This window comes from Alkalihalobacillus sp. CinArs1 (assembly GCF_947387515.1).
In the GTDB taxonomy this organism is placed as follows: domain Bacteria; phylum Bacillota; class Bacilli; order Bacillales; family Guptibacillaceae; genus Guptibacillus.
The window spans coordinates 337,266-364,220 of sequence record NZ_CANDOB010000002.1; the positions used below are offsets into that span (position 1 = coordinate 337,266).

28 protein-coding genes are annotated in these 26,955 nt (G+C 43.6%); 23 read left to right on the top strand and 5 right to left on the bottom strand.

The annotated features are described in order from the left end of the window. The first annotated feature begins 84 nt into the window (after positions 1 to 84). From PFZ69_RS10265 to PFZ69_RS10300, 8 genes are all read left to right on the top strand, one after another. Entirely contained in the window at positions 85 to 297 is a 213-nt protein-coding gene (locus tag PFZ69_RS10265; RefSeq protein ID WP_270180986.1) for a hypothetical protein, read from the top strand. 360 nt (positions 298 to 657) lie between these two features. Further along, positions 658 to 2,574: an endonuclease MutS2 gene (locus tag PFZ69_RS10270; RefSeq protein WP_270180987.1), complete on the top strand. Its 1,917-nt coding sequence runs from the start codon at positions 658 to 660 to the stop codon at positions 2,572 to 2,574. Between the two features lie 100 nt (positions 2,575 to 2,674). Then, entirely contained in the window at positions 2,675 to 4,558 is a 1,884-nt protein-coding gene (locus tag PFZ69_RS10275; protein WP_270180988.1) for a M48 family metallopeptidase, read from the top strand. Positions 4,559 to 4,702: 144 nt separating this feature from the next. Next, complete coding sequence (locus PFZ69_RS10280) at positions 4,703 to 5,956, top strand: MDR family MFS transporter (protein WP_270180989.1); 1,254 nt, start codon at positions 4,703 to 4,705, stop codon at positions 5,954 to 5,956. 26 nt (positions 5,957 to 5,982) lie between these two features. Further along, the gene (locus PFZ69_RS10285; RefSeq protein WP_270180990.1) at positions 5,983 to 6,339 is read left to right on the top strand and encodes a glyoxalase superfamily protein; all 357 of its coding nucleotides are present in this window, start codon (positions 5,983 to 5,985) and stop codon (positions 6,337 to 6,339) included. Beyond that, positions 6,339 to 6,845: a GNAT family N-acetyltransferase gene (locus tag PFZ69_RS10290; protein WP_270180991.1), complete on the top strand. Its 507-nt coding sequence runs from the start codon at positions 6,339 to 6,341 to the stop codon at positions 6,843 to 6,845. Before PFZ69_RS10285 ends, PFZ69_RS10290 begins: the two co-directional genes overlap by 1 nt. 14 nt (positions 6,846 to 6,859) lie before the next feature. Next, positions 6,860 to 7,996 (top strand): winged helix-turn-helix domain-containing protein, encoded by a 1,137-nt coding sequence (locus PFZ69_RS10295; protein ID WP_270180992.1) that lies wholly within the window; start codon positions 6,860 to 6,862, stop codon positions 7,994 to 7,996. A gap of 59 nt (positions 7,997 to 8,055) precedes the next feature. Continuing rightward, positions 8,056 to 9,321 (top strand): MFS transporter, encoded by a 1,266-nt coding sequence (locus PFZ69_RS10300; protein ID WP_270180993.1) that lies wholly within the window; start codon positions 8,056 to 8,058, stop codon positions 9,319 to 9,321. A 74-nt stretch (positions 9,322 to 9,395) separates the two neighbouring features. Here the strand turns inward: PFZ69_RS10300 and PFZ69_RS10305 are convergent, their stop codons facing one another. Further along, a complete protein-coding gene (locus PFZ69_RS10305; protein WP_270180994.1) occupies positions 9,396 to 10,160 on the bottom strand; it encodes an NAD-dependent epimerase/dehydratase family protein in 765 nt (254 codons plus the stop codon). A gap of 130 nt (positions 10,161 to 10,290) precedes the next feature. Here PFZ69_RS10305 and PFZ69_RS10310 point away from each other — a divergent pair, with 130 nt between their 5' ends. Both PFZ69_RS10310 and PFZ69_RS10315 read left to right on the top strand, forming a co-directional pair. Next, positions 10,291 to 11,169 (top strand): LysR family transcriptional regulator, encoded by an 879-nt coding sequence (locus PFZ69_RS10310; protein ID WP_270180995.1) that lies wholly within the window; start codon positions 10,291 to 10,293, stop codon positions 11,167 to 11,169. Between the two features lie 99 nt (positions 11,170 to 11,268). Continuing rightward, positions 11,269 to 11,469 (top strand): tautomerase family protein, encoded by a 201-nt coding sequence (locus tag PFZ69_RS10315; RefSeq protein ID WP_270180996.1) that lies wholly within the window; start codon positions 11,269 to 11,271, stop codon positions 11,467 to 11,469. Positions 11,470 to 11,812: 343 nt separating this feature from the next. Here PFZ69_RS10315 and PFZ69_RS10320 read toward each other — a convergent pair whose 3' ends face one another. After that, a complete protein-coding gene (locus tag PFZ69_RS10320) occupies positions 11,813 to 12,589 on the bottom strand; it encodes a 3-hydroxybutyrate dehydrogenase (protein WP_270180997.1) in 777 nt (258 codons plus the stop codon). Between the two features lie 156 nt (positions 12,590 to 12,745). Here PFZ69_RS10320 and PFZ69_RS10325 point away from each other — a divergent pair, with 156 nt between their 5' ends. The 3 genes from PFZ69_RS10325 to PFZ69_RS10335 all read left to right on the top strand — a co-directional run bounded on the left by PFZ69_RS10325 (position 12,746) and on the right by PFZ69_RS10335 (position 15,905). Continuing rightward, entirely contained in the window at positions 12,746 to 14,554 is a 1,809-nt protein-coding gene (locus PFZ69_RS10325; RefSeq protein WP_270180998.1) for a sulfatase-like hydrolase/transferase, read from the top strand. Positions 14,555 to 14,647: 93 nt separating this feature from the next. Continuing rightward, complete coding sequence (locus PFZ69_RS10330) at positions 14,648 to 15,151, top strand: hypothetical protein (protein ID WP_270182016.1); 504 nt, start codon at positions 14,648 to 14,650, stop codon at positions 15,149 to 15,151. A 256-nt stretch (positions 15,152 to 15,407) separates the two neighbouring features. Then, positions 15,408 to 15,905, top strand: a complete 498-nt coding sequence (locus tag PFZ69_RS10335) for a DoxX family protein (protein WP_333489745.1) — start codon at positions 15,408 to 15,410, stop codon at positions 15,903 to 15,905. Positions 15,906 to 15,948: 43 nt separating this feature from the next. Here PFZ69_RS10335 and PFZ69_RS10340 read toward each other — a convergent pair whose 3' ends face one another. Then, positions 15,949 to 17,472, bottom strand: coding sequence for a BCCT family transporter (locus tag PFZ69_RS10340; RefSeq protein WP_270181000.1), 1,524 nt, complete (start codon positions 17,470 to 17,472; stop codon positions 15,949 to 15,951). 361 nt (positions 17,473 to 17,833) lie between these two features. Here PFZ69_RS10340 and PFZ69_RS10345 point away from each other — a divergent pair, with 361 nt between their 5' ends. Continuing rightward, on the top strand, positions 17,834 to 18,031 hold the full coding sequence (locus PFZ69_RS10345; protein WP_270181001.1) for a hypothetical protein: 198 nt from the start codon (positions 17,834 to 17,836) through the stop codon (positions 18,029 to 18,031). A gap of 219 nt (positions 18,032 to 18,250) precedes the next feature. Here PFZ69_RS10345 and PFZ69_RS10350 read toward each other — a convergent pair whose 3' ends face one another. Both PFZ69_RS10350 and PFZ69_RS10355 read right to left on the bottom strand, forming a co-directional pair. Further along, a complete protein-coding gene (locus tag PFZ69_RS10350) occupies positions 18,251 to 18,700 on the bottom strand; it encodes a hypothetical protein (protein WP_270181002.1) in 450 nt (149 codons plus the stop codon). A gap of 17 nt (positions 18,701 to 18,717) precedes the next feature. Then, on the bottom strand, positions 18,718 to 18,900 hold the full coding sequence (locus PFZ69_RS10355) for a hypothetical protein (RefSeq protein ID WP_270181003.1): 183 nt from the start codon (positions 18,898 to 18,900) through the stop codon (positions 18,718 to 18,720). 220 nt (positions 18,901 to 19,120) lie between these two features. Here PFZ69_RS10355 and PFZ69_RS10360 point away from each other — a divergent pair, with 220 nt between their 5' ends. From PFZ69_RS10360 to PFZ69_RS10400, 9 genes are all read left to right on the top strand, one after another. After that, a complete protein-coding gene (locus tag PFZ69_RS10360) occupies positions 19,121 to 19,978 on the top strand; it encodes an ABC transporter permease subunit (protein WP_270181004.1) in 858 nt (285 codons plus the stop codon). Then, positions 19,975 to 21,087: a peptide ABC transporter permease gene (locus tag PFZ69_RS10365; RefSeq protein WP_270181005.1), complete on the top strand. Its 1,113-nt coding sequence runs from the start codon at positions 19,975 to 19,977 to the stop codon at positions 21,085 to 21,087. The genes PFZ69_RS10360 and PFZ69_RS10365 overlap by 4 nt, the downstream gene beginning before the upstream one ends. Beyond that, entirely contained in the window at positions 21,069 to 21,689 is a 621-nt protein-coding gene (locus PFZ69_RS10370) for an NUDIX hydrolase (protein ID WP_270181006.1), read from the top strand. The genes PFZ69_RS10365 and PFZ69_RS10370 overlap by 19 nt, the downstream gene beginning before the upstream one ends. Before the next feature lie 15 nt (positions 21,690 to 21,704). Further along, on the top strand, positions 21,705 to 22,268 hold the full coding sequence (locus tag PFZ69_RS10375; RefSeq protein WP_270181007.1) for a GNAT family N-acetyltransferase: 564 nt from the start codon (positions 21,705 to 21,707) through the stop codon (positions 22,266 to 22,268). A 114-nt stretch (positions 22,269 to 22,382) separates the two neighbouring features. Next, complete coding sequence (locus PFZ69_RS10380; RefSeq protein WP_270181008.1) at positions 22,383 to 22,505, top strand: hypothetical protein; 123 nt, start codon at positions 22,383 to 22,385, stop codon at positions 22,503 to 22,505. Between the two features lie 111 nt (positions 22,506 to 22,616). Then, the gene (locus tag PFZ69_RS10385) at positions 22,617 to 23,375 is read left to right on the top strand and encodes a MerR family transcriptional regulator (RefSeq protein ID WP_270182017.1); all 759 of its coding nucleotides are present in this window, start codon (positions 22,617 to 22,619) and stop codon (positions 23,373 to 23,375) included. 144 nt (positions 23,376 to 23,519) lie between these two features. Beyond that, positions 23,520 to 24,941, top strand: coding sequence for an alanine/glycine:cation symporter family protein (locus PFZ69_RS10390; protein WP_270181009.1), 1,422 nt, complete (start codon positions 23,520 to 23,522; stop codon positions 24,939 to 24,941). A 147-nt stretch (positions 24,942 to 25,088) separates the two neighbouring features. Further along, positions 25,089 to 25,787: an ABC transporter ATP-binding protein gene (locus PFZ69_RS10395; protein WP_270181010.1), complete on the top strand. Its 699-nt coding sequence runs from the start codon at positions 25,089 to 25,091 to the stop codon at positions 25,785 to 25,787. Continuing rightward, on the top strand, positions 25,784 to 26,929 hold the full coding sequence (locus tag PFZ69_RS10400) for an ABC transporter permease (RefSeq protein WP_270181011.1): 1,146 nt from the start codon (positions 25,784 to 25,786) through the stop codon (positions 26,927 to 26,929). Before PFZ69_RS10395 ends, PFZ69_RS10400 begins: the two co-directional genes overlap by 4 nt. The last annotated feature ends 26 nt before the right edge of the window (positions 26,930 to 26,955 follow it).

Consider the following 26,955-nt stretch of genomic DNA (forward strand, 5'->3'; position numbering starts at 1 on the left):
TACCGAGGGGGAATAACCATTCTAGTATTAAAAACTGTTAATCTCATTCTCGCAATCGTTGCAATGAGTGCTGGGATGTATGATTTGTTTATTGATAGACTAAACATAAGTATGACCATTAAGACGCTGTTGTTAGCCTCTTTGTTTACGATGTTTGGGATCGAACATGCCTTGAAAAGGGAAGAAGGGAAGAGGGCGTTCAACATCTTTCTTTTTGGAGGCGTTATTCTTTTCTTAAGGCTTGGGATTCAGTTCGTTTGGCATGTGGCAGAGGTTTACTTCCTCTCGTCAAATTGACAAACGAACTGGTGTCGCATATGATTGTCAGTAACAGAACTTTTTACCGCCTAAACAAGAATAGGAGAATGATGTATGAGTGTGGTTGTTCTTAACTAATCCACAAATTGGATAGCACCTGTTGTAATGAAGAAAAAACGTGCCTGAGGGACGTTTACTTCGTTATGGAATCAACAGGGCAGTTAAGAACAAGCATAAGCATAGCTGAACTTCATCATAGAACGCTATGACTGGCTTATTCAGTCATAGCTTTTTTGATGTCTCGGGCGGTAAAAAGGGGATTCGTATGGAATCCATCTGTTTATCATAAGCCACGATGAGCTAACAAGCTTGTCGTGGCTTTTTTTATAGGAGGAGAACATGAATACACAAACATTTGAAACATTAGAATTCAACGAAATCATCGAAGCGATCAGCACATTCGCCTTAACGAATAGAGGAAAAGAATCGATCCGTCACTTGAAGCCATCAATTAACCAGAGCATCATCGAAAGATGGCTAGAAGAGGTTGAAGAAGGCGTCGCGATTTTAAACGTGAGTGGAAGTGTGCCGCTTCATAGCTTGAACGACATAGGGCTCTTGATCGAGCAGGGGAAAAAAGGACTTTTCATTCGAGCGATTCAATTCACAGAAGTCGTTTCATTTCTAGAGCACTGTACGAAGCTGAAGAGGTTCATGAAGGATAAAGGTACAGTCGCACCTACGATTAGCTTGTATGCTGATTCAATCGAGGATCTAAGTTCTCTAGAAGAACAAATTCATGCGGTGATCAAGCATGGCCAAGTCGATGATCATGCATCTAAAAATTTGCTGAAAATCAGGAAGCAGCATAGTGTGAAGAAAGAGAAGCTGAAGGAACGGCTTGAAACGCTTGCGAAAAAATATGCAAAGTGGATGCAAGAAGCACGTCCTGTTGAGAAAAACGGTCGCCAGACGTTACCGATCAAACGAGAGTATCGTAAGAAGGTAGCCGGCACTGTAATCGATCAATCGTCATCAGGTGCAACGCTTTTCATCGAGCCGAATGAGCTTTCTGCGATCCATGATGAACTGCAGCTCTTAGCTCTCCAGGAGGAGCAGGAAGTCGAGCAGATCCTTTACGGATTGACTGGTGAAGTGCTCGCTTATGAGCGTGAGATCAACATCGCATTAGAAACGATGCATCAGTACGACATCATTTTTGCAAAAGCGAAGTATAGCCGGAGAATCGATGGAAAGACACCAGTATTCTCAAGTGATTTCACAATCGATATCAAAGCAGCAAAACATCCACTTTTAGGTGAAAAAGCTGTTCCACTATCGCTAAAAATGACTGAAGGTGAACAAGCGCTTCTCATTACAGGACCAAATACGGGTGGAAAGACGGTCACGTTGAAAACGGTCGGCCTGCTCTGCATGATGGCACAGTGCGGAATTCCGATTCCGACGAAAGAACCGTCTGCGCTGCCGATCTACCAGCAGATCTTCGTTGATATTGGAGATGGTCAGAGTCTTGAAGAGAACTTGAGCACGTTCAGTTCGCGCATGGTGAACCTGATCGATATCTTACGAAAAGCAAATGACCACTCGCTTCTATTACTAGACGAAATCGGCTCTGGTACGGACCCTGGTGAAGGAATGGGACTCGCAACTGCAATCCTTGATCAGCTCGCAGCCAAAGGTGCAACGATTTTTGCGACGACGCACTATAGTGAGATGAAGCAGTATGCGAAAGAGAAGGAAGGGTTTATCAACGGTGCAATGGAATTCGATCTCCAAACCTTGAAGCCGACGTATCAATTACTCCTCGACACGACTGGAAAGAGCCAGGCCTTTGCGATCGCGCATAAGCTCGGGCTTCATCCTGATATCTTAAAGCATGCGAGCAAGATCACGTATAACGAAGAACAGGATTTTACAGTAGAAAAAGATGTGCTTTCGACGAGTGATTACAAGCAGCAGGTAACGGTGAATCGGTATGGCAGGAAAACGGCGAAAAAAGAAGAAAAAGCGGAAGTGACGTTGTTTGAGCAAGGAGACAACGTGATTGTTCAAGCAAGTGATGAAATGGGAATCGTGTATAAAGGTCCCGATGATCTTGGCAACTACATCGTACAGGTTCAGGGGGAGAAAAAAACGTATAATCATAAACGGCTTCGTCTGCACATCTCGGCAAACGATCTTTACCCAGAGGATTATGACTTTGATATCATCTTTAAGTCCAAGGAATATCGAAAAACGAAGAAGGTGATGAATCGTAAGTTTGTTGAGGGACTGACGCTTGAAGACGAGGATTAAAAAAGTTCGTTTTCGCCCGATAGAGTTGGGTAAAAGTGCCCATCTTTTTCCCAAAATCTCCTGATATAATTAGCTCAATTAAGGTGAGGGAGATAGCGGAATGACGAATGTGGAATTTGAAAAGCTCGTTAAAGAGAAGGAGATCGAAGCGAAACAAAATCCGAGTGCATACAGGAGGAAGGTAGCAGCATTTTCATTGATTGGGTACGGTTACCTCCTTTTGGTGTTTGGAATCATCCTTAGTTTGTTTTCGATTGCGATCGTGAATTTTATTAGCGGCTCTTTTACGTTTGGCGGAATAAAAGTTGGCATCATCACATTGGTTGTAGGTATCATCATGGCCCGAGCGCTGTGGGTTCGATTCGATCATCCTGAAGGCGTCACGCTATCAGAGGAAGATGCGCCTGAACTATTTAAGACGATTAATGAGATTCAATACAAATACAAAACGAAACAGGTTCATGAAGTGCTGTTGACCAATCACTATAACGCAAGCGTTGTGCAGCATCCGCGTCTCGGTATTTTCGGCTGGTACAAGAATTATCTCGTCCTCGGACTACCGCTCATGCAAGCACTGTCACGCGAACATCTCGATGCCATCATCGCTCATGAGATGGGCCATCTGGCGAATAAGGATGGACAGTTCGGAACATGGTTGTATCGGGTGCGTGAAACGTGGATCACCCTTTTGGATAAGTTCGAAGAATCCGAAGTGTGGGGCGGTTTTTTATTCAGATGGTTCTTTCGCTGGTTTGTCCCACGGTTCGATGCTTACTCTCATGCATTAGCGAAACAAGAAGAGCATGAAGCTGACTGCTTTTCGAGTCACTATACGGATCCACATGCCGTTGCTGAAGCGTTAGTGATCACAGAAATCAAAGCAGAGCGATACGATGAGTTCTGGGAGACGTTATATGACAAAGGCTTAGAAGAAAAAGAGTGTCCACGTCCGTTCGCTCGGGTGCAAGACGTGTTGGATCATCACGATCCGGTTCGGCAAGAGAGTGTGTTGATGAAGGCGATGAAGCGTGTGGCCTCGATCAATGATACGCATCCATCCCTTTCTGAGCGGCTCAACAAGTTAGAAGTCGTGGTGAGTCAGGTTCCGATCGTCACCTATCCGGCAGCTGAGCTTTATTTAGAAGGTAAGGACCATTTTATTGAGTACTTTGATGATGTTTTTGTTCGAGTGGAGAAAGAAGATTGGAAAGAGCGTAAGTATGAGAAACAGCAGCTCAAGCTTGAGTTAGAAGAGTTAGGGTCTAACCCGACACTCTCAGTAGACGACGCGATCAAACGAGCGACGCTTTTTGAAGATGTGTATGGAACGAAAAAGGCTGTGCCGATCTATGAACAATTGTTGGAAACGTACCCTGAGACGAAGTCGAACGTATCGGTTTTGATGGGGTTAGGGAACGCTTACTGCGAAGATGAAAACGTGAAATGCTTAGAATGGTTAGAGGAAGCGATCAAACGAGACTATCGTGTCGGCTTTGATGCGCTTTCCCTCATGGCTAGGTACTATGAATCGAAAGGGCTTTATAGTGAGATCGAATCACTTGATCAACGTGCAGCGGAATGGAGCGACCTCGTCGAGAAAGCGGACGAGGAACGGAGCGAAGTGAGACCTGATGATGCGTATCGTCTGCCAGTTGTGAAAAGTGAGGTCATCCGAATGCTCTCACAGTACCTTCGAATGTTTCCACAGGTAAAAGTCGCTCACTTACTTGAAAAAGTAGTCACGCACTTCCCTGATCAAAAAGTGTACGTGTTAACGATTGAGCTAGAAGAATCTTATCTCACGAATAGAAAACGAAGCGCGTTTATCGAACGGGTTTGTGAAGAGCTCGAAGCGGACGAAGAGATCCTCGTACAAGTAACGAACGGAAACAAACCGATGAAGCGGGCGGTCTCCGAACACCCTAAGAGTGTTATCTATGAAAAAGGGAAGAAATTCATTGAGCCTATGCCTTCTGTTGGGTAAGGTCAAAGAGCTTTGAAGCAGTGTGCTTCGAAGCTCTTTTTATTTTTTACTACTTTTAATAGTCTAAAAGTTTGGTAAACTACAATTATCAACTTTTTCCAGTGGAGAGACCGCAAGATTTGAAGAAGTAGAAAGAAGGTTAAGATGAGGTTTAGAGATTTTCATAAGAACATTAAGATTCGGATCATCGAATCGTTTATTAGTCGTTTTATCGGCAGTATGATCTTTCCGTTTATGTCGATCTATTTGGCATTTCACTTCGGTGCGAAGATTGCGGGAATGCTGCTATTAATCAACGTGTTCGTCGGAATTGGCATCACGTTTGTAGGGGGCTACTTCGGCGATCAATTCGGTCGGAAGAGGATCATGCTCATTGCGGAAACGCTCAGGTTCTTTGCGTTTACAACGATGATGGTTTGTAATTCACCATGGTTTGAGTCACCTACGATCACGTTTGCGATGATGACGGTAAACAGCATCAGCTGGGGACTAGCAGGTCCTGCTAACCAGGCGATGTTGATCGATGTGAGTACGCCGCCGCAACGAAAATTAATGTATTCCATCACGTACTGGGCAAACAACTTGTCCATCGCGATCGGCGGGATTATTGGAGCGTTCCTTTTCAAAGATTACTTGTTTCAGTTATTCATGGGACTGAGCGTTTCAGCGGCGATCGTCGTCATCATGATCGCATTTTTCATCGATGAAAGTTATGTCCCGACGGCTTCTAACGTGAAGCCGCATCAGCATATCCTTCAGCTGTTCGCTACTTATAAAAGTGTACTGAGCGATAAGTTGTTCGTCCTCTTCACGATTGCAGGAGTTTTAATCCTCTCGCTAGAATTTCAACTTACGAACTATATCGGCATTCGACTCAGTGAAGAAATGGAGACGCAGCAGTTTCTTCTATGGGAAGTTGACGGTGTAAAAACGATGGGGTTTCTTCGGAGTGAAAATACGATCCTCGTCGTCGTGTTGATGTTGTTCGTCACGCGTATCCCTCACAAACTTCAAGACAAATCCGTTCTCGTATTGAGCTGCTTGATGTTTACGGCGGGGTACGGTGCACTCGCTTATTCAAACAACCTCGTAATCTTGTTTGTGATGATGGCGATTTTGACAATTGGGGAAGTATTTCGAGTGCCTGTGGAACAGTCGTATATGGCTTCCATCCCACCAGACGATGCGAGGAGCTCATACATGTCGTTCAACGGGTTGAAATTTAACCTATCGATGTTGATCGCTTCATTGACCGTGACACTCGGGGCAATCCTCCCATCCGTTGTGATGGCTTGGACCATACTTGGTATCGGATTACTAGGAACACTAATCTATCATCTCATTACCCCAGCTCTCGATAAGCGTAGGGAGATAGCCGAGGTGAAGCAGGCTGTATAAAAAATTGGTAGAAAGGATGATTCAATATGATCACACCGATCTTTCGAATTTTTGATAGTGAAAAAGCGTATGCCTTCTATGTAGACTTTCTAGGTTTTCAAGTGGACTGGGAGCATCGATTTGCGGACAATATGCCTCTATACGTGCAGGTGTCGATGGACGACGCGGCGATTCATTTATCCGAGCATTACGGAGACGCTTCGCCGGGTGGAGCGGTCCGGGTGAAAAAGAGTGATCTTGAAAGCTATCATGCGCTACTCCACAGCAAGGACTATCCTTTCTCTAACCCAAAGGTAGAGAAGAAACCGTGGGGCACAATCGAGATGACAGTCGTCGATCCATTTTCAAACCGGATTATTTTCTATGAAGGTGTAGAAGAGTAATGGAAATTGCTCTAACGAAATTGACCGAAAGAGATGCAGAGGATTTGTTTCGCTTTGAAATAGAAAACCGAGCTTATTTTGAAGAAATGGTCCCGACTCGAGGAGAGGATTATTACAAGTTTGATGGTTTTCTAACAAGGCATGAAGCGCTCCTATCGGAACAAAGTAGAGGGGATGCTACTTTTTACTTAGTAAGAAATCAAGAAGGACACATTGTAGGGCGAATGAACATCTCGGTCGATGAAAAGATGCATGGCGATCTTGGATACCGAATTGGTCGTGATTACGCTAAGGGAGTAGCAAAACAAGCGTTGAAAGCATTGATGGAAGAAGTGAAAGGGACGGGGGTAAAACGAATTCATGCGAAAACGACGTCAAACAACATTGCATCACAAAAAGTGTTAGAGAAGAATGGATTCAGATGTGTTGGTTTCGACGATGAAAGCTTTAGCATGAACGGAGAAAAGATGAATTTTGTTTATTATATGTGGAGTGAAAACAACTAAGCGAAGGTGAGAGGATGGGAAACATACAGTTACAAAAAGGTGATCTGAAAGTGAGGTATGGGTCTGAAGAGGTTACCCTGCTGCCAAAAGAGTATCAGCTATTCCGCTACTTATACGAACGTGAGAACCGAGTGTTTAGTAGAGACGAACTCCTTGATGCGGTGTGGGCGATGGAAGCACCAACAGACCGGACCGTCGATGATCACGTGTATCGGTTGAGAAAAAAACTTACTCCGCTGTCCTCCGTTTTCACCATCGAAACGGTTAGGGGACAGGGATACCGGTTGAAGGTTCATAAAGAAATGCATAGCCCTTTGCTTAAGGATGAAGAAGTGTCTTCGAATGTGAAGACGCTTTTTCATAAGTACCATCTTTATGGACAGGGAGATGCGCTGAAGCTGCTTGAGGAAAATCAGGCGGTGTTTGGCTTCGAACTCGATCTTCAAAGCAAGCTGTATCTGCGGTTTATGAAGGGGGAGTTTCAGTCGTTCCAAACGCAGGAAGATCCATTCTGGGAAAAATGTTATTACCTTCTACATATTTATTCTTACACGACGCGTGACAAGAAGAAGAGCCTCGAGTTCTTTACAAAAGCGTTGAAGGCAAAAGCCTTACCTGAGCATCACCGTTTAGAAATTCGACTCTTGAACCGTCTGTCACTCCTTCTTTTTACAGGACAACATGATGAAGCCGAAGAACTGCTCATCACATCGAAAAAAGAAGTGCATGAAAAGAAGCTAGAAGGGTTCATTCCGTTGATTGCGTTAACGGAAAGCTATCTCGCTCTTGTAAAAAAGCAAGAACGTTCAGTAATACAGAAGAAGATCCATGAGATGGAGGAGCTCCTTCTTAGGTATCCTTTTTCAAGAGAACGAGCGAGCTTTTCGATCTTAAAAGGGGTTCATTGTCTTGCTTTTGGTGAGGAAGCAGAAAGTCATTTTCTTGAGGGTATTCAGCTTTTTAAAGAGGCGAAATATGTGCCTGGAATCTTTATCAGCTTAATGACAATTCGGTATTTTAGAGATGTTTTTCAAGTTGAAGCGTTAGAGCAATTCGAGAACATGTGGGAAGCGTATGCGGATGAATACAAGCTTTCTGATCTTGAACCGAAAATCAGAAAGCTGTTGGATGATCATCTTTCGTCCCTCTGATATTCCTCTGATAATCACTCGTTATACTCCTAAGTGAACGTTACTTAGGAGGTTTTCATATGAAGAAATCGCTATGGAAAGACGGAAATTTTGTAAGGTTTTTTACTGCGAATATGCTTTCGAACTTTGGGAACTGGTTTGATTTTGTCGCAGTCCTTATTTTGTTTCGGTATACGTGGAAGGCGGATCCAATCGTGATCGCCCTCATTCCTGTGATGTACGCGATTCCTAGTATTCTGTTAGGACAGTTCGCTGGGGTGTTTGTCGACAGGAGAGACAAAGTGAAGGTGCTCATCTATTCAGATTGGATTCGGGCGATCTTGACGATTGCGCTGATTTTGACGACATCTCCACTCTTTGCATTGCCGGTCCTGTTACTCCGGAACACGGTAGGAGTCGTCAGCTTACCGGCGCAGCAAGGGTTGATGAGAAGGATCGTTGATGAAGAAGATATCATGAAGGCGGTCACGATCAACGGAAGTTTGTTTCAGCTCGTGAAGGTGGTCGGTCCGCTTCTAGGTGGAGCGGTCGCAGGATTGTTATCTGCAAATGCGTCGATTGCTCTCAATGCTTTTTCCTTTGTGCTATCAGGGGTTATTTTGATGAAAATCACGGTAAAAAAAGAGGAGCATTTGATCGAAGAGGAATTTCGTTCGATGAAAGGTGCAGGGTTTTTCGAGTCGTGGAAAGAAGGGTGGTACATCGTTTTTCAAAGTAGGATCCTCACGGCGAGTATCCTGTTTGGAGTTGTGAGCACGCTCGTGATTCAAATGATCGATGCTCAGTTTGTGACGCTCTTTAGCGAGGTGTTTCCAAATGATGAAGAGATTACGGGCTTCGTCATTGCAGCGATCGGAGGCGGCTCCTTACTTGTCGTGCTCCTTCTGAATAAAATGGATGGAATCAAAAGGTATGGCTGGTATTTTGGTGTGGGGAGCTTCTTGATCGGGCTGATGACGTTCGGGATGGGCTTTCTCGGAGAGTATCAGGTGCTCGTCCTAGCGATTTCACTTGCGCTAGTTGGAGGAATCGGGAACGGAATCATCTTCACCGCAGTTCATTATCTCATTCAAAAGGAACCACCGAAGGAAGCGATCGGAAGAGTTTCAGGGATCGTGGATTCAACGCTGAGTATTCTGTTTATCGCTGGACCGTTACTTGGCGGTGTGTTGATTGAGCAAGTTGGTGTGTTGGCTGCATTTAAAGTGATCGGCATAAGTTTGAGCGTCATTGGGTTAACAGGGATCCTTTTTCAAAGAGGGTTGTGGAAACAAAAAGAGAAAGAAACGTTTCAACAGAAAACGAAGCAATCTGTTAACGCTTAGTCGACTAACGAAACAGAGCTTGGATGAGCGTCCAAGCTCTGTTTCAATCTGTGCTCTAATGCTTATTCAGCCTGTCACCTGTCATGATCAAAAAAGAGAAATCCACTTTGTTTAAACGCATCGGATTGTGGATCATAGCCAACTTGTTTTTTCGTTTCATCCAGATTGAGGCGCTTGAAACGGTTGTTTGAGACAGCATGCAGCAACGTGTATGGAGGTAAGTTTTCAGTGTTCAATGTTTTTAGCAGAAGGTCATTAAAGTCCTGGGGGCTAACATACGCACTCATATCCCTAGCCGAAAGAGCGGGACCATCTGGTTGATAGTCGTCGTACGCACCTATTCGAATTGCAACACTTTGCACATCTTCTTCATAAGCGTAGTAGCAAGCTACCGCTTCAACAAAGCATTTACAGACGCCGTACATATTTTTAGGTCGTGGCGGTGTGGACTCGTGTACTTGATAATCTAGTGGATAGCCTTCGATCGTTTGAGCACTGGAAGCTACGATCACTTTTGAAACGTTGTTTTCTTTTGAAGCCTGAAACATATTATACGTTCCTTTAATATGGCCATCTAGTAAAGCGTCATAAAAACTAGCATCTGGAGAAGGGTTTCCTGCAAGGTGAATCACAACATCAATTCCCTCACAAACGTTCTGACATTCCTCTAAATTTGAAACATCACATCGTATTACATCGTATCCCAATTCTTGAAACGCCTTTAACCCATCCTCGTTAATATCCGCTAATCGTAACTTATACGTATTCTCTTTCCCTAAGGCTTCTACAACATTGCGTCCAATTTTCCCTGCTGCCCCTGTGATTAATACAGTTTGCAAGTTTCATCGTCCTTTCTTTACCGAAAGTATCTGGTAGGTTTGTCATTAGTATAGGGTGAGGATTGTTATTAAGAAAGCGAAAAAATATAATGGATGAGATGAATTATTTTCATGAGAGAAGGTTGATGTGATGACGTTAGTGAAGTATGAAATCTTCAGTAAAGTAGCAGAGTTGAATAGTTTTACTAAAACCGCAATAGCGTTAAATGTCACGCAATCAGCAGTTAGTCATGCCATAACGAGCCTTGAAAAAGAATTTTCCTTTCCACTATTTATTCGTCACCATTCTTCCATAAAACTAACGGATAACGCGGAAAAACTACTGGTTCCCATTCGACAAATGCTCCAGCAGCAAAATCTTTTACAAGAAGAAGTGCATGCCATCAATGGGTTAACGAAAGGAAATGTGAGGATAGGGGTGTTTAGTAGTATTACAACAACGTGGATGCCGGCCATTTTAAAAAAGATGGAAGAGCACTATCCGAATATTACGATCGAACTTCGTGAAGGAAACTACGATGAAGTGGTTTCTTGGCTGATTAGAGGGGAGCTCGATTGTGGATTCGTAACGAACTGTGAACAGTTAGATGGATTTCACCTAACGAAACTGAAAAAAGATCGCCTTTTATGCGTAGTATCCTCACAGTCGTCATTGGGAAATGAAGAAGTCCTAACGAACGAGCAGATTGAAGAAGCCCCTTTTATCATGCCAGCGTTTCAATGCTACAAGGATATACAGGCTATATTCAAAGAAAACAAGATTACACCTACCATTCGATATGAAAATATGAGTGAGAATTCGGTTGTTTCCATGGTTGAACAAAACCTAGGAATCAGCATCATGCCAGAAATGATCGTACCTAAGAATAACAGCGCCATAACCGTTATCCCACTCGAATGCGATCCCTATCGCTCGATATCATTAGCAACAAGAAAAACGGGTTCGCCAGCTTCAAAAAAATTAGTAGAGGTGATTGAATCATTCGTATTAAGTAGAGGTATTGAATGATTTTCGGGGAGTACTTATTACTGTAAGAAAAGAAGGAAATAGCAGGAGCGAATGGAATAAGGGTGATGGAAACAAAATACCGCAAAAGGAGGAAGTCCGATGCCAGTCGTTCACGTACATATCACGAAAGGTGCGACTCGTGGACAGAAAGAGCAAATTGTCCGAGAGTTCACAGGCACTCTGAACTCGGTTCTTGGGAAAGAACCTGAGTATACGCACGTGGTTATTCATGAAACAGAAGAGGAAAGCTGGGGATTTAGCGGCATGCTCACGGATGATTTTAGGAAGAAACAAGGGTAGGGAATATGAGGAGTACCCATTGCAGGCTATAAGAAAAAGTCTAGGATATTCGGGATTAATAGCAATAAGATGGAACCAATCGCACACGTAAGTATGACTTTGAGTAAGGCTTTCTTCTCTTTATTGTTTTGAACCATTCATACACCGCCTTTTGTATGCTATTACATTTATTGGTATAAGACTACCATTTTCGTGAATGGGTGTCTCTGTTGTAAGGAGGATTTGAGAAACACAGCCATATGAAAAACATGGTTAGAGGCATTAGGCTCTCACCATGTTTTTTTGTGTTTTATATATAGTTGGGATACAGAATGAGGTGTGCTCCTGTAAACGTGTTATTTTTTTACTGTGCTGTATATCCGCCGTCGATAACAGCGGCTTGTCCAGTGATACTCTTTGCTTTATCACTACAGAGAAAGATTGAGTAATCTGCTACTTCTTGTACTTGGATGAGGCGTTTTTGTGGAACGTTCGATAAGATCGCTTCGTCTAGTGCCTTGTCTTTTTCGATATTTCTTGTTTTTGCAATGTCTTCAAGCTGGTTTTGAACAAGAGGTGTGTCCACATACCCCGGGCAGATCGCGTTCACGTTAACGCCTGAGTCAGCACCTTCTAGAGCCGCAACCTTTGTTAGACCGATGACGCCATGTTTAGCACTGTTGTAGCCCGCTTTTCCAGCGAACCCGATGAGTCCATTGATGGAAGCCATGTTTAAGATGCGTCCGTACCCTTGTTCCTTCATAATCGGGAAAGCGTACTTGATTCCGTAGAAAGGACCTTTCAACATGATGTCGAGAATAAGGTCAAACTTCTCGCTTGGGAATTCTTCGACGGGTGCAACGTGTTGGATACCAGCGTTGTTAACAAGAATGTCGAGGCGTCCGAATTTCTCGACCGTCTTTTCGATCGCATTCTTCACGTCTTCTTCCTTCGCAACGTTCGCTATCACTCCATCCACGGTAAGACCTTCATCTGTTAATGCTTTGATCGACTCGTTTAACGCATCCTCGTTGATGTCGTTTAACATTACTTTCGCGCCAGCTTTTGCGAATTCCGTTGCAATTTCAAGTCCAATTCCCTGACCTGACCCTGTGATCAATGCTACTTTACCGTCTAACATTGTCATGAACCTCCTTTATTTCAGATATACTTTCTTATATTACCCAATCGCATTGATTTCACTAAAGTAGGCTGGAATTTTTTCGAGCATCATTCTACATTCTTCGAGCTTGTTCGAGGGGTGACAGGCACCATCAAAAGAAGGGGGAGCTACATCATGGGAAGTGAGGGGAAACGGTTTTCTTCTTTGATCGAGAACGGGAAGAAACCGAACTTTCTCATCTTGATGGTCGATGAGGAGCGGTATCCATCGGTATATGAGGATGAGGAGCTTCGAGAGTGGCGGAGAAAGAATCTAATTACGCAGGAACTTTTGAAGGAAAACGGCTTTGAATTCAACAAGCACTATGTTGGCAGTACTGCATGTAGTCCGAGCCGAACGACGCTATATACTGGGCAGTATCCATCTCTTCACGGTGTTTCACAAACAAGTGGTGCAGCCAAAGGAGCTTTTGATCCTGATATGTTTTGGCTTGACCGGAATACGGTACCAACGATTGGCGATTACCTTAGAACGGCGGGATACCGAACGTTTTGGAAAGGGAAGTGGCATGCGTCGGACGAGGACATCCTCATACCTGGTACGAAGAATGCTTTACCGAGCTATACGAATACAGGGCTGCCAGATCCAGAGAACGTGAATGAATACCTTAACGCAAACCGGTTGAATGACTTTGGCTTCAATGGCTGGGTAGGACCGGAACCTCATGGAACCGCTCCTCGGAATTCCGGTTCTTCTGCTGGAATCGGTATCAGTGGCCGTGACGTCATCTATGCTGAAGAGGCGGTACATCTTATTAGGTCGCTCGAGCGAAATTCAGCTTGCGAAACCTCTCCTTGGATGATCATGACATCCTTTATCAATCCACATGACATCGCACTGTTCGGGGCGTTTACAAGAAACAATCCGATGTATAATTTTGAAGTCGATCCATCCCTCCCTGATATCCCGCCAGCTCCTACTGCAAACGAATCGCTAGCTACGAAGCCGAGAGCGCAAGAAAGCTATCGACTCACCTATCCAAAAGCGATACAACCGCTCGCAGACACGCTATTTTATCGTCAGCTTTATTATTCTCTTCAGAAGCAAGTCGACAATGAAATGTTCAAGGTTTTCGAGGCGCTTCAGAACTCCTCTTTTTATGACGATACGATCGTGTTGTTTTTCTCAGATCATGGGGATATGCTGGGGGCGCACGGTGGACTGTTTCAAAAATGGTACAACACGTATGAGGAATCGATTCATGTGCCCTTCATCATCCATAGTCCGAAGCTGTTCTCAGGACGAGCGAGTACAGAGATGTTGACGAGTCATGTGGATATTCTTCCAACTATGCTCGGGCTTGCAGGCATCGATGCAGGAGAAGCTCAGGAAAAGCTAAACAAAAGTCATAACGAAGTTCATCCTCTCGTTGGGCGTGATCTCACCCCATTGTTAGAAGGAAAAAAAGCCTTTTATCGAGCCGACGAACCGCTTTATTTTATGACGGATGATGATGTGACGAGAGGGTTGAACCAGGTTACGGTAACCGGCGAGCCGTATGAATCGGTCATTCAGCCGAACCACATCGAAGCGATCATCACGAGGCTTCCGACTGGAGCCAACCGAGCTAAAGAGCTATGGAAGTTTTCAAGGTACTATGACAACCCTCAGTTCTGGAGTAACCCTGGTGTATCGGATGTCGTCGTGCATGAGCAAAAATCAGTTCCTACCTCTGAGAACGTCGAAGTCTCTCTCTGTATCACGACAACAAAAGTAAATCCCCTGCCAGACGAGTTTGAGCTATATAATTTGACGACAGATCCTCTTGAAGAAAAGAACTTAGCGGATCCTGCGTTTCAAACGCCTGAGTCGATCGAGGTTATGAACCTTTTGATGATCGCACTCGAGGAACAGTGTAAACAGAAGAGGCTGGAGCCGTCGAGCGGACCTGTGCCAGGTATGCCTTCGTGTGAACAGGGATAGAACGCTTCGAATAAGGGCTAGGTACGAATTTTTTTTATTCATGAGGAGATAGTAAGAGTGATTGAAATAATTACTATCGAGGTCGATGCCCTTATGACATCAAAACGGCACGTTGTATTCAATTTTGCGATGATCCTGATCCCGTGGTTCTCTTTACGATTTATCGGAAAGCGACATATCAAGCGGTTTTTCTTTGCGAGCTTTATCATTTTCCTATTCGAAGTGATCAATCATTTGTACGGCCGAAAGCGGAAATGGTGGAAATTTTATGATAAACCGAAGTCGTTCTTAAGAGACGAATTTCCTTTCGACATTGGTCCATATATGCCCATATCGATGTGGATCTTAAAGCATTCTTACGGTAATTTTAAAAAGTTCGTGGGATTAAATGTTCTTGCGAATGCACTATTCGCTTTTCTGTTCCTTCCCTTTTTGAAGAAGATAAAGATCGCTCGGTTGCATAAGTTAACGTACTTTCAGTTCTTTCTCTATATCCACTATAAGGCGTACTTGCTGTACGGATTGCAGGTTTTGTATGAAAAGTTTCGCTTAAGAAAACGAGGAGGAGAGAAAACGCAGCTTGCAGAAGAAGGCTGAGAATGTTCTTCGTGAGAAGCATTTCGCTAGTTTTACGCATAGGCGTAGCGAAATGCTTCTTTTTATTGGAAACAGAAAACCATTTTATCAGGAGTATTGTCCTGTTGTTCGATAAAAGAACGGGGACTTTTGGATTAACTATAAAAGGTTTTATTGACGAACTATTCTACAGTCGTTATTTTAAAGATAAGAAATGTTTCCTTAGGTCAACTTTTTGTCTTGAGGTAAAAAAGAGAGGAGTAGATAAGCTTTGATAATGAACTGGTTTCGAAATAACGTTGTTGCCGCCTCATTACTAACAGTGATTCGCGTTTATGTCGGATATACGTTTTTGATGGCAGGGTGGGGAAAAGTTTCAGGTGAGGAGAGATTTGATGCTTCAGGATTCCTACAAGGAGGAATCGAGAAATCGACAGGAGAGCATCCAGCAGTGCAAGGATGGTATGCGAACTTCCTTGAGAACGTTGCTTTGCCGAACGTATCGATCTTTAACGTATTGGTTCCCTGGGGAGAGTTGTTAGTAGGAATTGCATTAATCCTAGGGTTATTAACAACTTTTTCAGCATTTATGGGATTAATCATGAACGTCAACTTTTTACTTGCAGGTGCGATCAGCACGAATCCAAACCTTATGATCATGGAGTTTTTACTATTAGTTGGAGGATGGAATGCAGGAAAGATAGGACTCGATTACTTTCTACTTAAACTGAAAAAGAAACGCTTTGAAGGTGAAGAAAGAGGAGTTGCAGCGTAATAAAAAATGAGCAAGGAGACTACTAGCTCCTTGCTCGTTTTTATTATTTATTGATCCCTTGTTCCTTCGCCATCTTTCGAGCGACTCTCGGTGCGAGCCAGACCATCGGAAGGAGAAGGAGTGAAACCGGAACAGCTGTTACAACGATAAAGTTCTGAAGCTGCGTGATGCCACTGTCACCCGTGATCAATAGGATGACGGCAATAGCGCCGAGAAGCACTGCCCAGAATATACGTAACCAGCTCTTCGGATTTCCTTCACCTGTAACGGCCATCGCGATCGTGTAGGACATCGAGTCCGTCGTTGTCACTACGAATAGGATCGTGAGGATCAAGAACAGTGGTGAAACGATCGCTGCGAGCGGGAACTGCTCGGTGATCGCAAACATTGCGGCTGGATTACCAGCAGCGTTCAACGCTTCAGAGATCGAGCCAGGGTTTGTCAGTTCAAAGTGAATGCCTGACCCACCAAGAACGGTGAACCAGAACGTTGAGATAACAGGCGCAAAGATCGATACTGCGACGATGATGTCACGGATCGTACGACCGCGAGAAATACGAGAAACGAGTATCGCCATCATTGGACCGTATCCGATGAACCAGCCCCAGAAGAACACTGTCCAGAACGAGAGCCAACCCGTGTCGCCACGGAACGTTGACATCGTAATAAACTGATCAACATAGTAACCGAATCCTGAGATGAAGTGGTCGATAATAAAGCCACCTGGTCCGAGGATCACGATGAAGACCATCAATACGATCGCGAGCTGTACGTTGAAGCTACTTAGAATTTGGATTCCTTTGTATAGCCCCGTTACCGCAGAAATCGTCGCGATCACGACAACTGCTAAAATGATCGAGAACTGTGTGCTGAACTGATTCGGAATGCCGAAGATCTCCTGCAGGCCATAGCTTGCTTGAAGACCTAAGAATCCGATCGGTCCGATCGTTCCAGCTGCAACAGCGATAACTGAAAACGCGTCGATCACCGTTCCGATCCAGCTGTGTCGAAGTCGTTCGCCGAAGATCGGATAAAGAAGCGTACGAGGCTTCATCGGCATGCCTTTATGATAGTGACCGTACATCATCACGACAGCACTGATCGTACCTAGGATTGCCCATGCGAGAAAACCCCAGTGCATAAAGCTTTGTGCAAGTGCTGGGTCGATGGCAGCGTTCGTGCCTGCTTCGATCCCAGATTGAGAAGGTGGAACGGTTAAGAAGTGGTACATCGGCTCGGCCGCTGCCCAGAATACACCGCCACCTGCGAGAAGTGTCGCCATGATGATGGAGAGCCACTTGTATAAACTTAGTTCGGGTTTGTCTAAATTCCCCATTTTGATTTTACCGTATCGGGAGAAAGCGAGTCCGATTCCAACGAAGAACGTCGCTAACATAAGGACTTGCCAGAAAGCCCCAAAGTAGGTTGCTGACCATGAGAAACTATTACTAACGATTGCTTCTACAAGACTGATATCGAATAGTGCGAGAACAACGAAGAGAACGAGAATTCCTCCGCTTATACCAAATACCGGCCAGTCGATCCGGCCTGATTCTTTATTTTCCATATCGTACTCCTTTAAATTTTCTAGAAATGCTTTAGGCACAAAGATTTACTCTACCACCTGAATATTGCGGATGCAAGAATTTTGTCGTATTGTGATGTATTTTGTCCAGCTTTCTTCCAAATCATGAGTGAATTGGTAGAGAAATACGGTTTCGCTGATATATGTTGGAATTCGCTGATAAAAGAGTGATTTTCGCTGATATATAGGTTGAAATCGCTGATAAAAATGATATTTCGCCGATAAAATGAAATTTTCGCTGATATGAGGAGGGAAGAGCGTCTTTTTCCTAAAAAAGAAACTTTTGGTAGGGGATATACGTAGTAACTAGTAGAAGATGGATAAGATATAGAGGTGAATCACGATGAAAGGGAAATTCTTTTTACTTTATGTGTCGGTTACGATCATTACTATTTTTGGCGGCGGGTTCGCGATCAGGTATTTTAGGGATGGCGATTTGTATGTTGATCATCTTATAGCCGCGATAGTCGGGGTAATCGGTGTACTGGTGTTTTTCATCTTGAAGATGAAAGAAAAGTCTAATGCGACGGAGGAAATGTGAAAGAGGGGGCTCGCTGCCCCCTCTTTACGTGTGTATATGGTCTTTTTTTCTCCATTTACCGTTCTTCAACTCATAGCCCAGGTCTCGAAAACGGATGTATTACTATAAGAGTTAAATGACTAGCCAAAAAGAAGGAGAGGAGTGTGTCTTTGTTCAAACCTAATGAAAGAACCAGATTGTGTAGATAGAATCACAAAAAAGAAGGCTCTAATTTGAGCCTTACGCATCTGTTTCTACTCCTTCTTTGTCCCATTTTCCGTTATTCAGGTGATAGCCGAGTTTCTTCATTTTGCGGAAGTGAAGCCCTGTTGGTATTCCGAGCAATATGGTGGCCCGAATCAACCCTAAAATGGCGCCAAGTATGACACTCGATCCGATCGTGAATGTATCCCATAGTACGATAAAGATAAAAAGAGGGATAACGAAAAACCAAAAAAGTATTGTTATGTTCAACTTCCGGTCTAGAGGTGCAAGGTAATGTTCATTCGTGACGTCAAAGTATCGTCTGCCGATCAAACCGATGATGACGATCATAATGAGAAACGTGGGAAAGCCAACTGAAAGTCCAAAAAAATAAAAGGCAGTCGTAACGCTGCCTATTAATAATAAAACAAGCCCGATTAATAGAAGTAGCTGTTGCCCAAACGATAAGCCGCTTTTTTTCGACATCTACTAGCCTCCAGATTTCATCGTTTTTTAGGTGTACGTCTGTTCATATTTAGCAGCATGTATCCAACTGCGATGGCGATTGAAATCGAAACGAATGGTGACATCGGTACGTTCCCATGTTGAAGGGAATCCACGTAAACGATGATGGCTGCAGGAAATAAGAAGAGAAATAAAACAAGGTTCAGCACAATTTCTTTCATGATCGTAACTCCTCTCTACCCTCTAAAGTGATAAAAACAGCCGAGAAACTGGTCACCAAAAAGAACAAAAAGGTTCTCTATCTTGTTACTATCTTCTTACCTTTTATTTATGAAAGATAAACCAAAAAATGTAAGTGTTTTTATTGAAATAACATAATATGGGAACTTTTTCTCGTTTCATTCGTCTTTCCTTTTGTGGAGAATGTTTGGAGGAGATTATATGAGAACGGGAATGAAGTTTGTCTCGATTATAGTGAGTATATTACTGATCGGAAGCTTTGCTGGCATGTTCCAAAATGGAATTGAGATGAGTCTCAAGGAATTTTGGAATCAGTTCGTCCAATTAATAAGAGCAATTCTTAATCCAGGGGAACTAACTTATGAACCATTGTTCGGAAGCACGACGGTATATCCAGTTTTCCCAGGGATATTTGAATACTATGGCTATTCCCTTTTTATCTTGGTTGCAGGATTTTGTATAGCGTTGATCGGAAGCTTAGGGTTAACCTATATCACGTTTTTTCTTCCATATCGATTGAGGAAGATGTTTATTAGAGTAACGGGCATCCTTGAGGCCATACCTGATCTTTTTATCATCGTAATGTTTCAGATTGCGATCGTTTCATTGTACAAAGAGACGGGATTATTAATCTTTGAAGTCGTTGGGGGATTCGAACGTCCAGTCGTTCTTCCGCTTATTACGTACGCGGTCTTGCCGGCTATTCTTCTTTACCGAGTCATGCTGCTCACGTTCGAGGATGAATTAGCTTCGCCTTACGTAGAACTTGCGAGTGGAAAGGGACTTTCAAAGAGTAGAATCTTGTGGAAGCACGTGTTACGAAACGCGCTTTTTACCGTTGTAAATCACTCGCGAACCATCATTGTTCTCATGCTTTCGAACCTGGTGATGCTTGAAATTCTCTTTAATTTATATGGACTAGTGTGGTTTATGGTGAACAACTTAAGAGTTGAAATCGTAATAATCGGCATACTGATGATTTTCGTACCGCTCTTTCTTATTGAAGCTTGCTCGAGATTTTTCATTCAGCGTATAACCGGAAAGGAGTTGGCTGATTGATGGGAAAGGCACTGATAAAAAACGCACAATTTATGATCGGCTCGACTTTCTTTTTCAGTGTACTGGCGGCAAGCTTTTTTTACACGATTTTCTTTCAAGATCATATTCCCGTTGCAGAGCTAACGTATGATCAAAACGGAGATATCCTTGCGAGGCCTCCTTATTCGCCAGTTGAGCACCCTCCTTTTGGAACAGATAATGTTTCTCAAGATTTGTTTTTCTTGTTGCTAGTTGGAGCAAAATACACGCTCGGCATTGCTCTAGTGATCGCTTTAGCGAGATTTGTACTATCCTTTCTGCTTGGGGTTGGGATGCAGCTGTATGCTGCGCCGATTTTGAAAAAAGTCAAACCGTTACTAGAAGGGTTCTTTTATTTTCCTGCACCGCTTCTTGCTTATTTGATTTTAAGTTATGTTCTAATGAGAGATTTGTTTATGGATAGCGATTTTTCGACGACATTTACAGAGCGAATGGTGTTCGAAGTCATTGTCTTGATCATGATCGGGGTGCCGATTACGATGACCACGATTGCAAGAGAAGTAGAGCTTTTACAAGAAAAGGAGTTTATTACGAGTGCAAAGGTTTTAGGTGGAAGTCGCTTCCATATGTTGATGAAGCATCTCATGCCATACTTCAAACCACAGCTTTTCATCATTTTTATTAGAGAAATCATCCTCGTCCTGTTGTTGTTAGCACACCTTGGGATTTTAAACATATTGTTCGGAGGTGCTGCGATCGAAGAAGATATTTTTGGGAACAGTGTGTTTGTTTCGCTTTCCAACGAATGGTCCGGTCTGATTGGAAATAACCTTAAGTTCTTGTTCACAACCTATTATTGGATTCCACTCGTTCCGATCATTTGTTTTACGGTAACGATTCTCGCTTTAAAAATGATGGTCCAAGGCTTTCAAGAAGCTTCAGCACATGCTTCGAAAAAGGGTATGGTTGTTCGGAAAGAGAAAAAGAGTCTAGAGGAGTATGATCAGAAAAAAATTGATGATCGTTCGTTCAAGGCTAGAAAGAAGGGAGATTTTTCGTTGGTACGAGAATTTAAAATGGAAGACGTAGATGAAGTAAAAGGAGTTCACATATGGAACAAGAACAACTGAACATTTTCGACGAAAAATATAACCATATCGGTGTGGCATCACGAAAAGAAGTGCATGAAAAAGGCTATTGGCATGAGGCGTTTCATTGCTGGATTGTGAGTATGGAAGATGGGTGTCCGTTCGTTTATTTACAGCTTCGTAGTCAAGAAAAGAAAGACTACCCTTATTTGCTAGATATTACGGCTGCGGGTCACCTTTTATCGAATGAAACGGTGAAAGATGGCGTGAGAGAGGTGAAGGAAGAAATCGGGATCGATGTGGCGTTTCAGTCGCTCTTACCGCTTGGTGTCCTGAATTATTCCGTTCATCGGGGCGATTTCATAGATAAGGAGATTGCTCATGTGTTTCTCCACCTCGCGTCGCTTAGGTTCGAAGACCTTACGCTTCAAAAGGAAGAAGTGGCCGGAATGGTGAAGGTGGAACTCGATGAGTTTGAGGCGCTTTGGGATGACACTGCTGAGACAATTCAGGTGGAAGGATTTGAAATCGATCAAGAGGGATGTAAACGGTTGATCAATGAAAGAGTTGGGAAAGAAAAGTTCGTGCCACACGAGGTTTCTTTTTATAAAGCGGTGATCGAGCGGATAAAGAATGAATGGTAGAGCGGAGGTGAAGTGATGAACAACGAGTTTCCAACACACGAAACGAAACGGTTGTTGCTGAGAGAAGTGAGAACGGAGGATGCTGAAGCGATGTTGGGCTATTTGTCTGACTCAGATGTGGTGAAGCACATGGGGCTAGAGCCGTTTCGGTCGATCGACGATGCGTTAGATGAGATTAACTGGTACAAATCCATACATAAAGAAGGTTCCGGAATGCGGTGGGGACTGATACTGAAGGAATCGGATGAAATGATTGGTAGCTGTGGGTTTTTAAATCGTAGTCCGAGACACAGGCGGGCAGAGATAGGTTTTGAGCTAAATAAGAGTTACTGGGGAAAAGGGTTAGCAAGTGAAGCGCTTCATGCCGTTATTGCGTTCGGCTTTCGAGAGCTCGAATTGGAACGGGTCGAAGCGTTGATTGAGCTTGAGAATCGTTCATCTCAAAAGTTAGTTGAGAAGCAAGGCTTTATGAGAGAAGGGTTATTGAGACACTATGAATATACGTGTGGAAAATTTGATGATCTCTATATGTATTCAATGCTGCGTGAGGAGTATGAGAATGGTGAAGGTGATGTTTAGCGACCGATGGGCACGACTTTTCAATGTGCGACTCTCGTAATGAGCAATTTTTACTGTTTCGTTTTGAAATAATTGGGAATTAGACAGTAAGAACTCATTTATAGGAGGGTGCACGTGAAAATAATAAAAGCGTTCGCGGAAGGAAAAAAGTTTTTTCGATCTGTTATCATGGCAGGAATCGTCTGTTTTTTTCTAGTTGCTTTGATCGTAGCGTTTGTTCAGTTCCTTTTTAAATGAACTGGTGAAGCCGTATTCGGGAGTCGAATACGGCTTTTTTATGTTTTTTACTAATAGGAGAATATAGTGATAAAACCCATTGACCCTCACGTTACGTTATACCCTATAGTGATGAGTAAGGAGGTGCTGGTCGAAATGAAAGTGAAAGAGGTAGCGGACCTTGTAGGAATCAGTGTTCGTACGCTTCATCATTATGATGAAATAGGGTTGTTAACGCCAGAGACGACTGAAGCAGGCTACCGGATTTATTCTGAAAATGATTTAGAGACGCTGCAGCAGATTTTGTTTTTTAAAGAGCTTGGGTTTTCTCTGAAGGAAGTTCAGCGAATTCTTGAAGACCCTGCCTTTGATCGGAAGGAGGCGCTGGAGTTACAGCGGAGGATGCTTGTTGAAAAGCGCAGTCATGTGGATCGGATGATTAAGACAATCGATAAAACGATAAAACAAATGATGGGAGAGGTCGAAATGACAAATGAGGAAAAGTTTGAGGGGATGAACTTTGATCATAACCCGTATGAAGAGGAGGCGCGCAGGCGCTGGGGTGATAAGAAGATCGATGAAACGAATAAGAAGGTGCGAGGAATGTCTAAGGAAGAGCAGCAGAATCTATCAGAGGGCTGGGATCGGATTTATACGAGACTTGCGAAGCTGCGTGACGGTGCTCCTGATTTGGCTGAGGCGCAGGAAGCGATTCATGAATGGTATGAGTTCTTGAAGAATTTTGGAGATTATTCTTATGAAGCGTTCCGCGGGCTAGGGCAAATGTACGTGGATGATAAGCGGTTCACGAAGAATATCGATAAATACGGTGAAGGGTTAGCGGTGTTTATGTGCGATGCGATGGCCGTTTATGCGGATCGAAAAGCCTGAATGAGAGGGGTGCTTGTCGTAGTGACAGGCACCCCTCACAATTCGTCGAAAAATGTATTGCATTCCCCGGAATTACTTGTATAATAAAAATATACAAATTTCTGAAAATTTAAAAAGAATTAACAAAAAGGGGCGAATGTGTAAATGGAAGGGTTTTTGAATGGGATTATCGATGCATCAAATGGCATTCTTTGGGGTTACGTACTTATTGCAGGATTACTCGGTATAGGCATTTACTTTACAGTGGCTTCTCGTTTTGTGCAATTTCGTTTCTTCGGAGAAATGATCCGGGTGATGTCTGAGAAACCGGAATACAAAGATGGATCGAAAAATATCTCACCATTTAAATCTTTCTGTGTTGGAGCAGCGACTCGTATCGGTACTGGTAACTTAGCGGGGGTAGCAGTAGCGATCACGCTTGGTGGACCAGGTGCAATCTTTTGGATGTGGATCGTCGCTTTACTGGGAGGAGCAACAGCGTTTATTGAAAGTACATTAGCTCAGGTTTATAAGATCAAAGATACAAAAGCGTTCCGAGGAGGACCAGCATATTACATAGAAAAAGGGTTAAAGAAAAGATGGTTAGGAATCATATTCGCAGTCTTAATCGCGATTACGTTCGGACTCATTTTTAACTCCGTTCAAAGTAATACGATCGCATTAGCGTTTGAGAATGCGTTCGGCATGAACCGTATTATGGTTGGGGTAGTGATTACGGTTGTGACAGGTCTCGTTATTTTCGGTGGGGTACACCGTATCGCGAACTTATCGAGTATCATCGTTCCAGTAATGGCAGTGCTTTATCTTACGATTGCGATCATTGTGATGTTGATCAACATTACTGAACTTCCTGCCGTCATCGGATTAATCGTACAAAGTGCATTTGGATTTGAGCAAGCTGTCGGTGGTGCGATCGGTGCAGCGATCATGAACGGTGTAAAACGTGGTTTGTTCTCGAACGAAGCTGGTATGGGTAGTGCGCCAAACGCTGCAGCTACTGCAACAACGTCACACCCGGCGAAGCAAGGACTTATCCAGTCTCTAGGTGTATTCGTCGATACGATTCTTGTGTGTTCCGCAACAGCTTTCATCATCTTACTTGCTCCTCAGTTCCGTACAGGAGAAGTATCTGGAATCGAGTTGCTGCAAAACTCACTAAGCTCTCATATCGGTGGATGGGCAGCAATCTTCATCTCAGTCGCAATCTTCCTTTTTGCATTCAGCTCGATCATCGGTTCTTACTACTACGGCGAAACGAACATCGAGTTTATTAAAGAAAGTAAGCCAGCGATTCTTGGCTACCGTATCCTTACGATGGCATTCGTGATGATCGGATCGATTTCAAGTCTATCTCTTGTATGGAAGATGGCAGACTTGTTCATGGCACTGATGACGATCATCAACCTGATCGCGATCGGCATGCTGGCAAAAGTAGCGATGAAGGTACTGAAAGATTACGAGGTACAGCGTAAAGCAGGAAAGAATCCAGTGTTTAACCCTACAGCGCTCGGTATTAAAGATACTGAGGCATGGGAGACGAAGCAGGAAGAAAAGAAGGTTGGTTAATTCGATAGCTTAGCGAAAGAGCCTGTTGTATCAGGCTCTTTTTTTGTTTCGACAGAAACCGGGTGGTACCAGGCACCAGAATAGAAACGGAACCAGAAACGCGAAACCTTCAGCTGCCACAGTCGTACTAGTAAGTGAGGTGATACCATGCTGAACGTAGCGATTGAGAGTGCAGGATATCAGGATAATCGGAAGGCGGTTCGAAACATTGCATTTGACGTAGGTGCAGGAGAGCTCGTCGGTCTTCTTGGTGGTAACGGAGCAGGGAAAAGTACAACGATAAAGGCATTACTTGGTCTATTGAAAGGGTGGAAAGGTAATGTTGAGATAAAAGACGGCGCTCGCTATGCATACATACCAGAACAACCAGTTCTATATGATTACTTAACATTTTATGAGCATCTTGAACTTGCTGCTGCTTCCTCTCAAGGAGGGGAAGAGTGGGAAAGAAGGGCGAAAGAGCTGATCGCGTATTTCCGTATGGAGAAGGTGGTGGATGACTATCCGTCGAGTTTTTCAAAAGGGATGAAGCAAAAAGTCATGTTGATCACAGCGTTTATGTTAAAGGCAGATCTCTATATTATCGATGAGCCTTTTCTTGGACTTGATCCTCGTGCGACGAAAGATTTTCTAACGCTTATCGAGATTGAAAGAGAGAGGGGCGCAGGTATTTTAATGTGTACCCACGTCTTGGATACGGCTGAGCGAATCTGCGATCGGTTCATCCTTTTGAACGATGGAACGCTGTTGGCGCAAGGATCGCTGCATGATTTTCAGTTAACGTCTGGAGAAGAAACGGGCTCGTTGCTTGACTGCGTAGATACCTTGCTGGAGCAAGAGCGATGAAAGCTCTTTCGCTGTTAAGGAAACGAATCAAAAGCGATTTTGACTATAAATATCGAGATCTTCGTACAGCGATCGATTGGACGGTCCTTCTGTATATCCTTATCCCAGCAACCGTGATCTTCATCGCGATGTATCGATCATGGTGGATTGAAGCACCCGAGTGGACAGCGAGTGTGCCAGAGGAAGTCGCTTTGATCGGGTTATTTTTCTTTGCAACGACACTTTCCTTCAGAACATATGTAGAAGAGGCAGATCAAGTGTTCATTATGGGCAATACTGAGCTGATGGTCACTTACCAAAAGTGGTATACGCTGTTTTCAGTAGTAAGGACTGTCGGATGGGGAATCATTGGGTTAGGAGTTCTCCTCCCATTACTCATCGTAGGATGGGGATGGTCAGTTTCTGAGGTTGCGAGTCTTGCTTCCTATATTCTTTTGATGAGTGTCATCGTGACGTTAGGAAAGCATCTTCTTCAAGTCACCATCTCAATCGTTTGGGTAAAGTGGGTGATGATTGGGTTACTAACCACCCTTGGTGTTGGAACGGTTCTCGTCTTACATACCGTAATCGATCGTGAAGGTATTCTAGTATTCGTATGTGCTGTTCTCGCCGTTATCCTCTCTCTCCTCATTCGTGTGCGCCTTACATTGAAGGGAACGTTTTTTCAAGATGTCATTCTTGAGAGAGGCTATAAACAGCACTTTACAAAGCTATTCCTAGGACCGAGCGGAAGTGTTTCTAAGCCGCTTATCGAGAGAAGAAGACCGTTACTTGTTAAGGGAAAATGGATTAAAAAAAATGATCCGGTCTCACGTATTCTCGATCTCTACTTGAAGTGGCTAGTTCGATCGTTTGATAAACTTCAGTTCTACCTGCAGGTTGTAGGGTGGAGCAACGTAGCGATCTATCTATTGCCACTCGTGGTCAAATTCATCGTACTTGGTTTTGCTCTGTACGCGCTTACGAGTTTATCTCGTTCAGATTGGAAAGAGTTCAGTGATCATCAATACGGAAAATTGTTTCAGTGGGATGAAGGTGTTCGAAGGGATGCGGAGGGGAAAGTAGTGAAGCTCATCAGTATGCCAGCCTTCTTCTTACTCTGTATCGTAACGGTTGGTGTGGTATGGATGCAGGTCATGTGAGTAAGGAAGTAAGCAAAGGGTTCCGA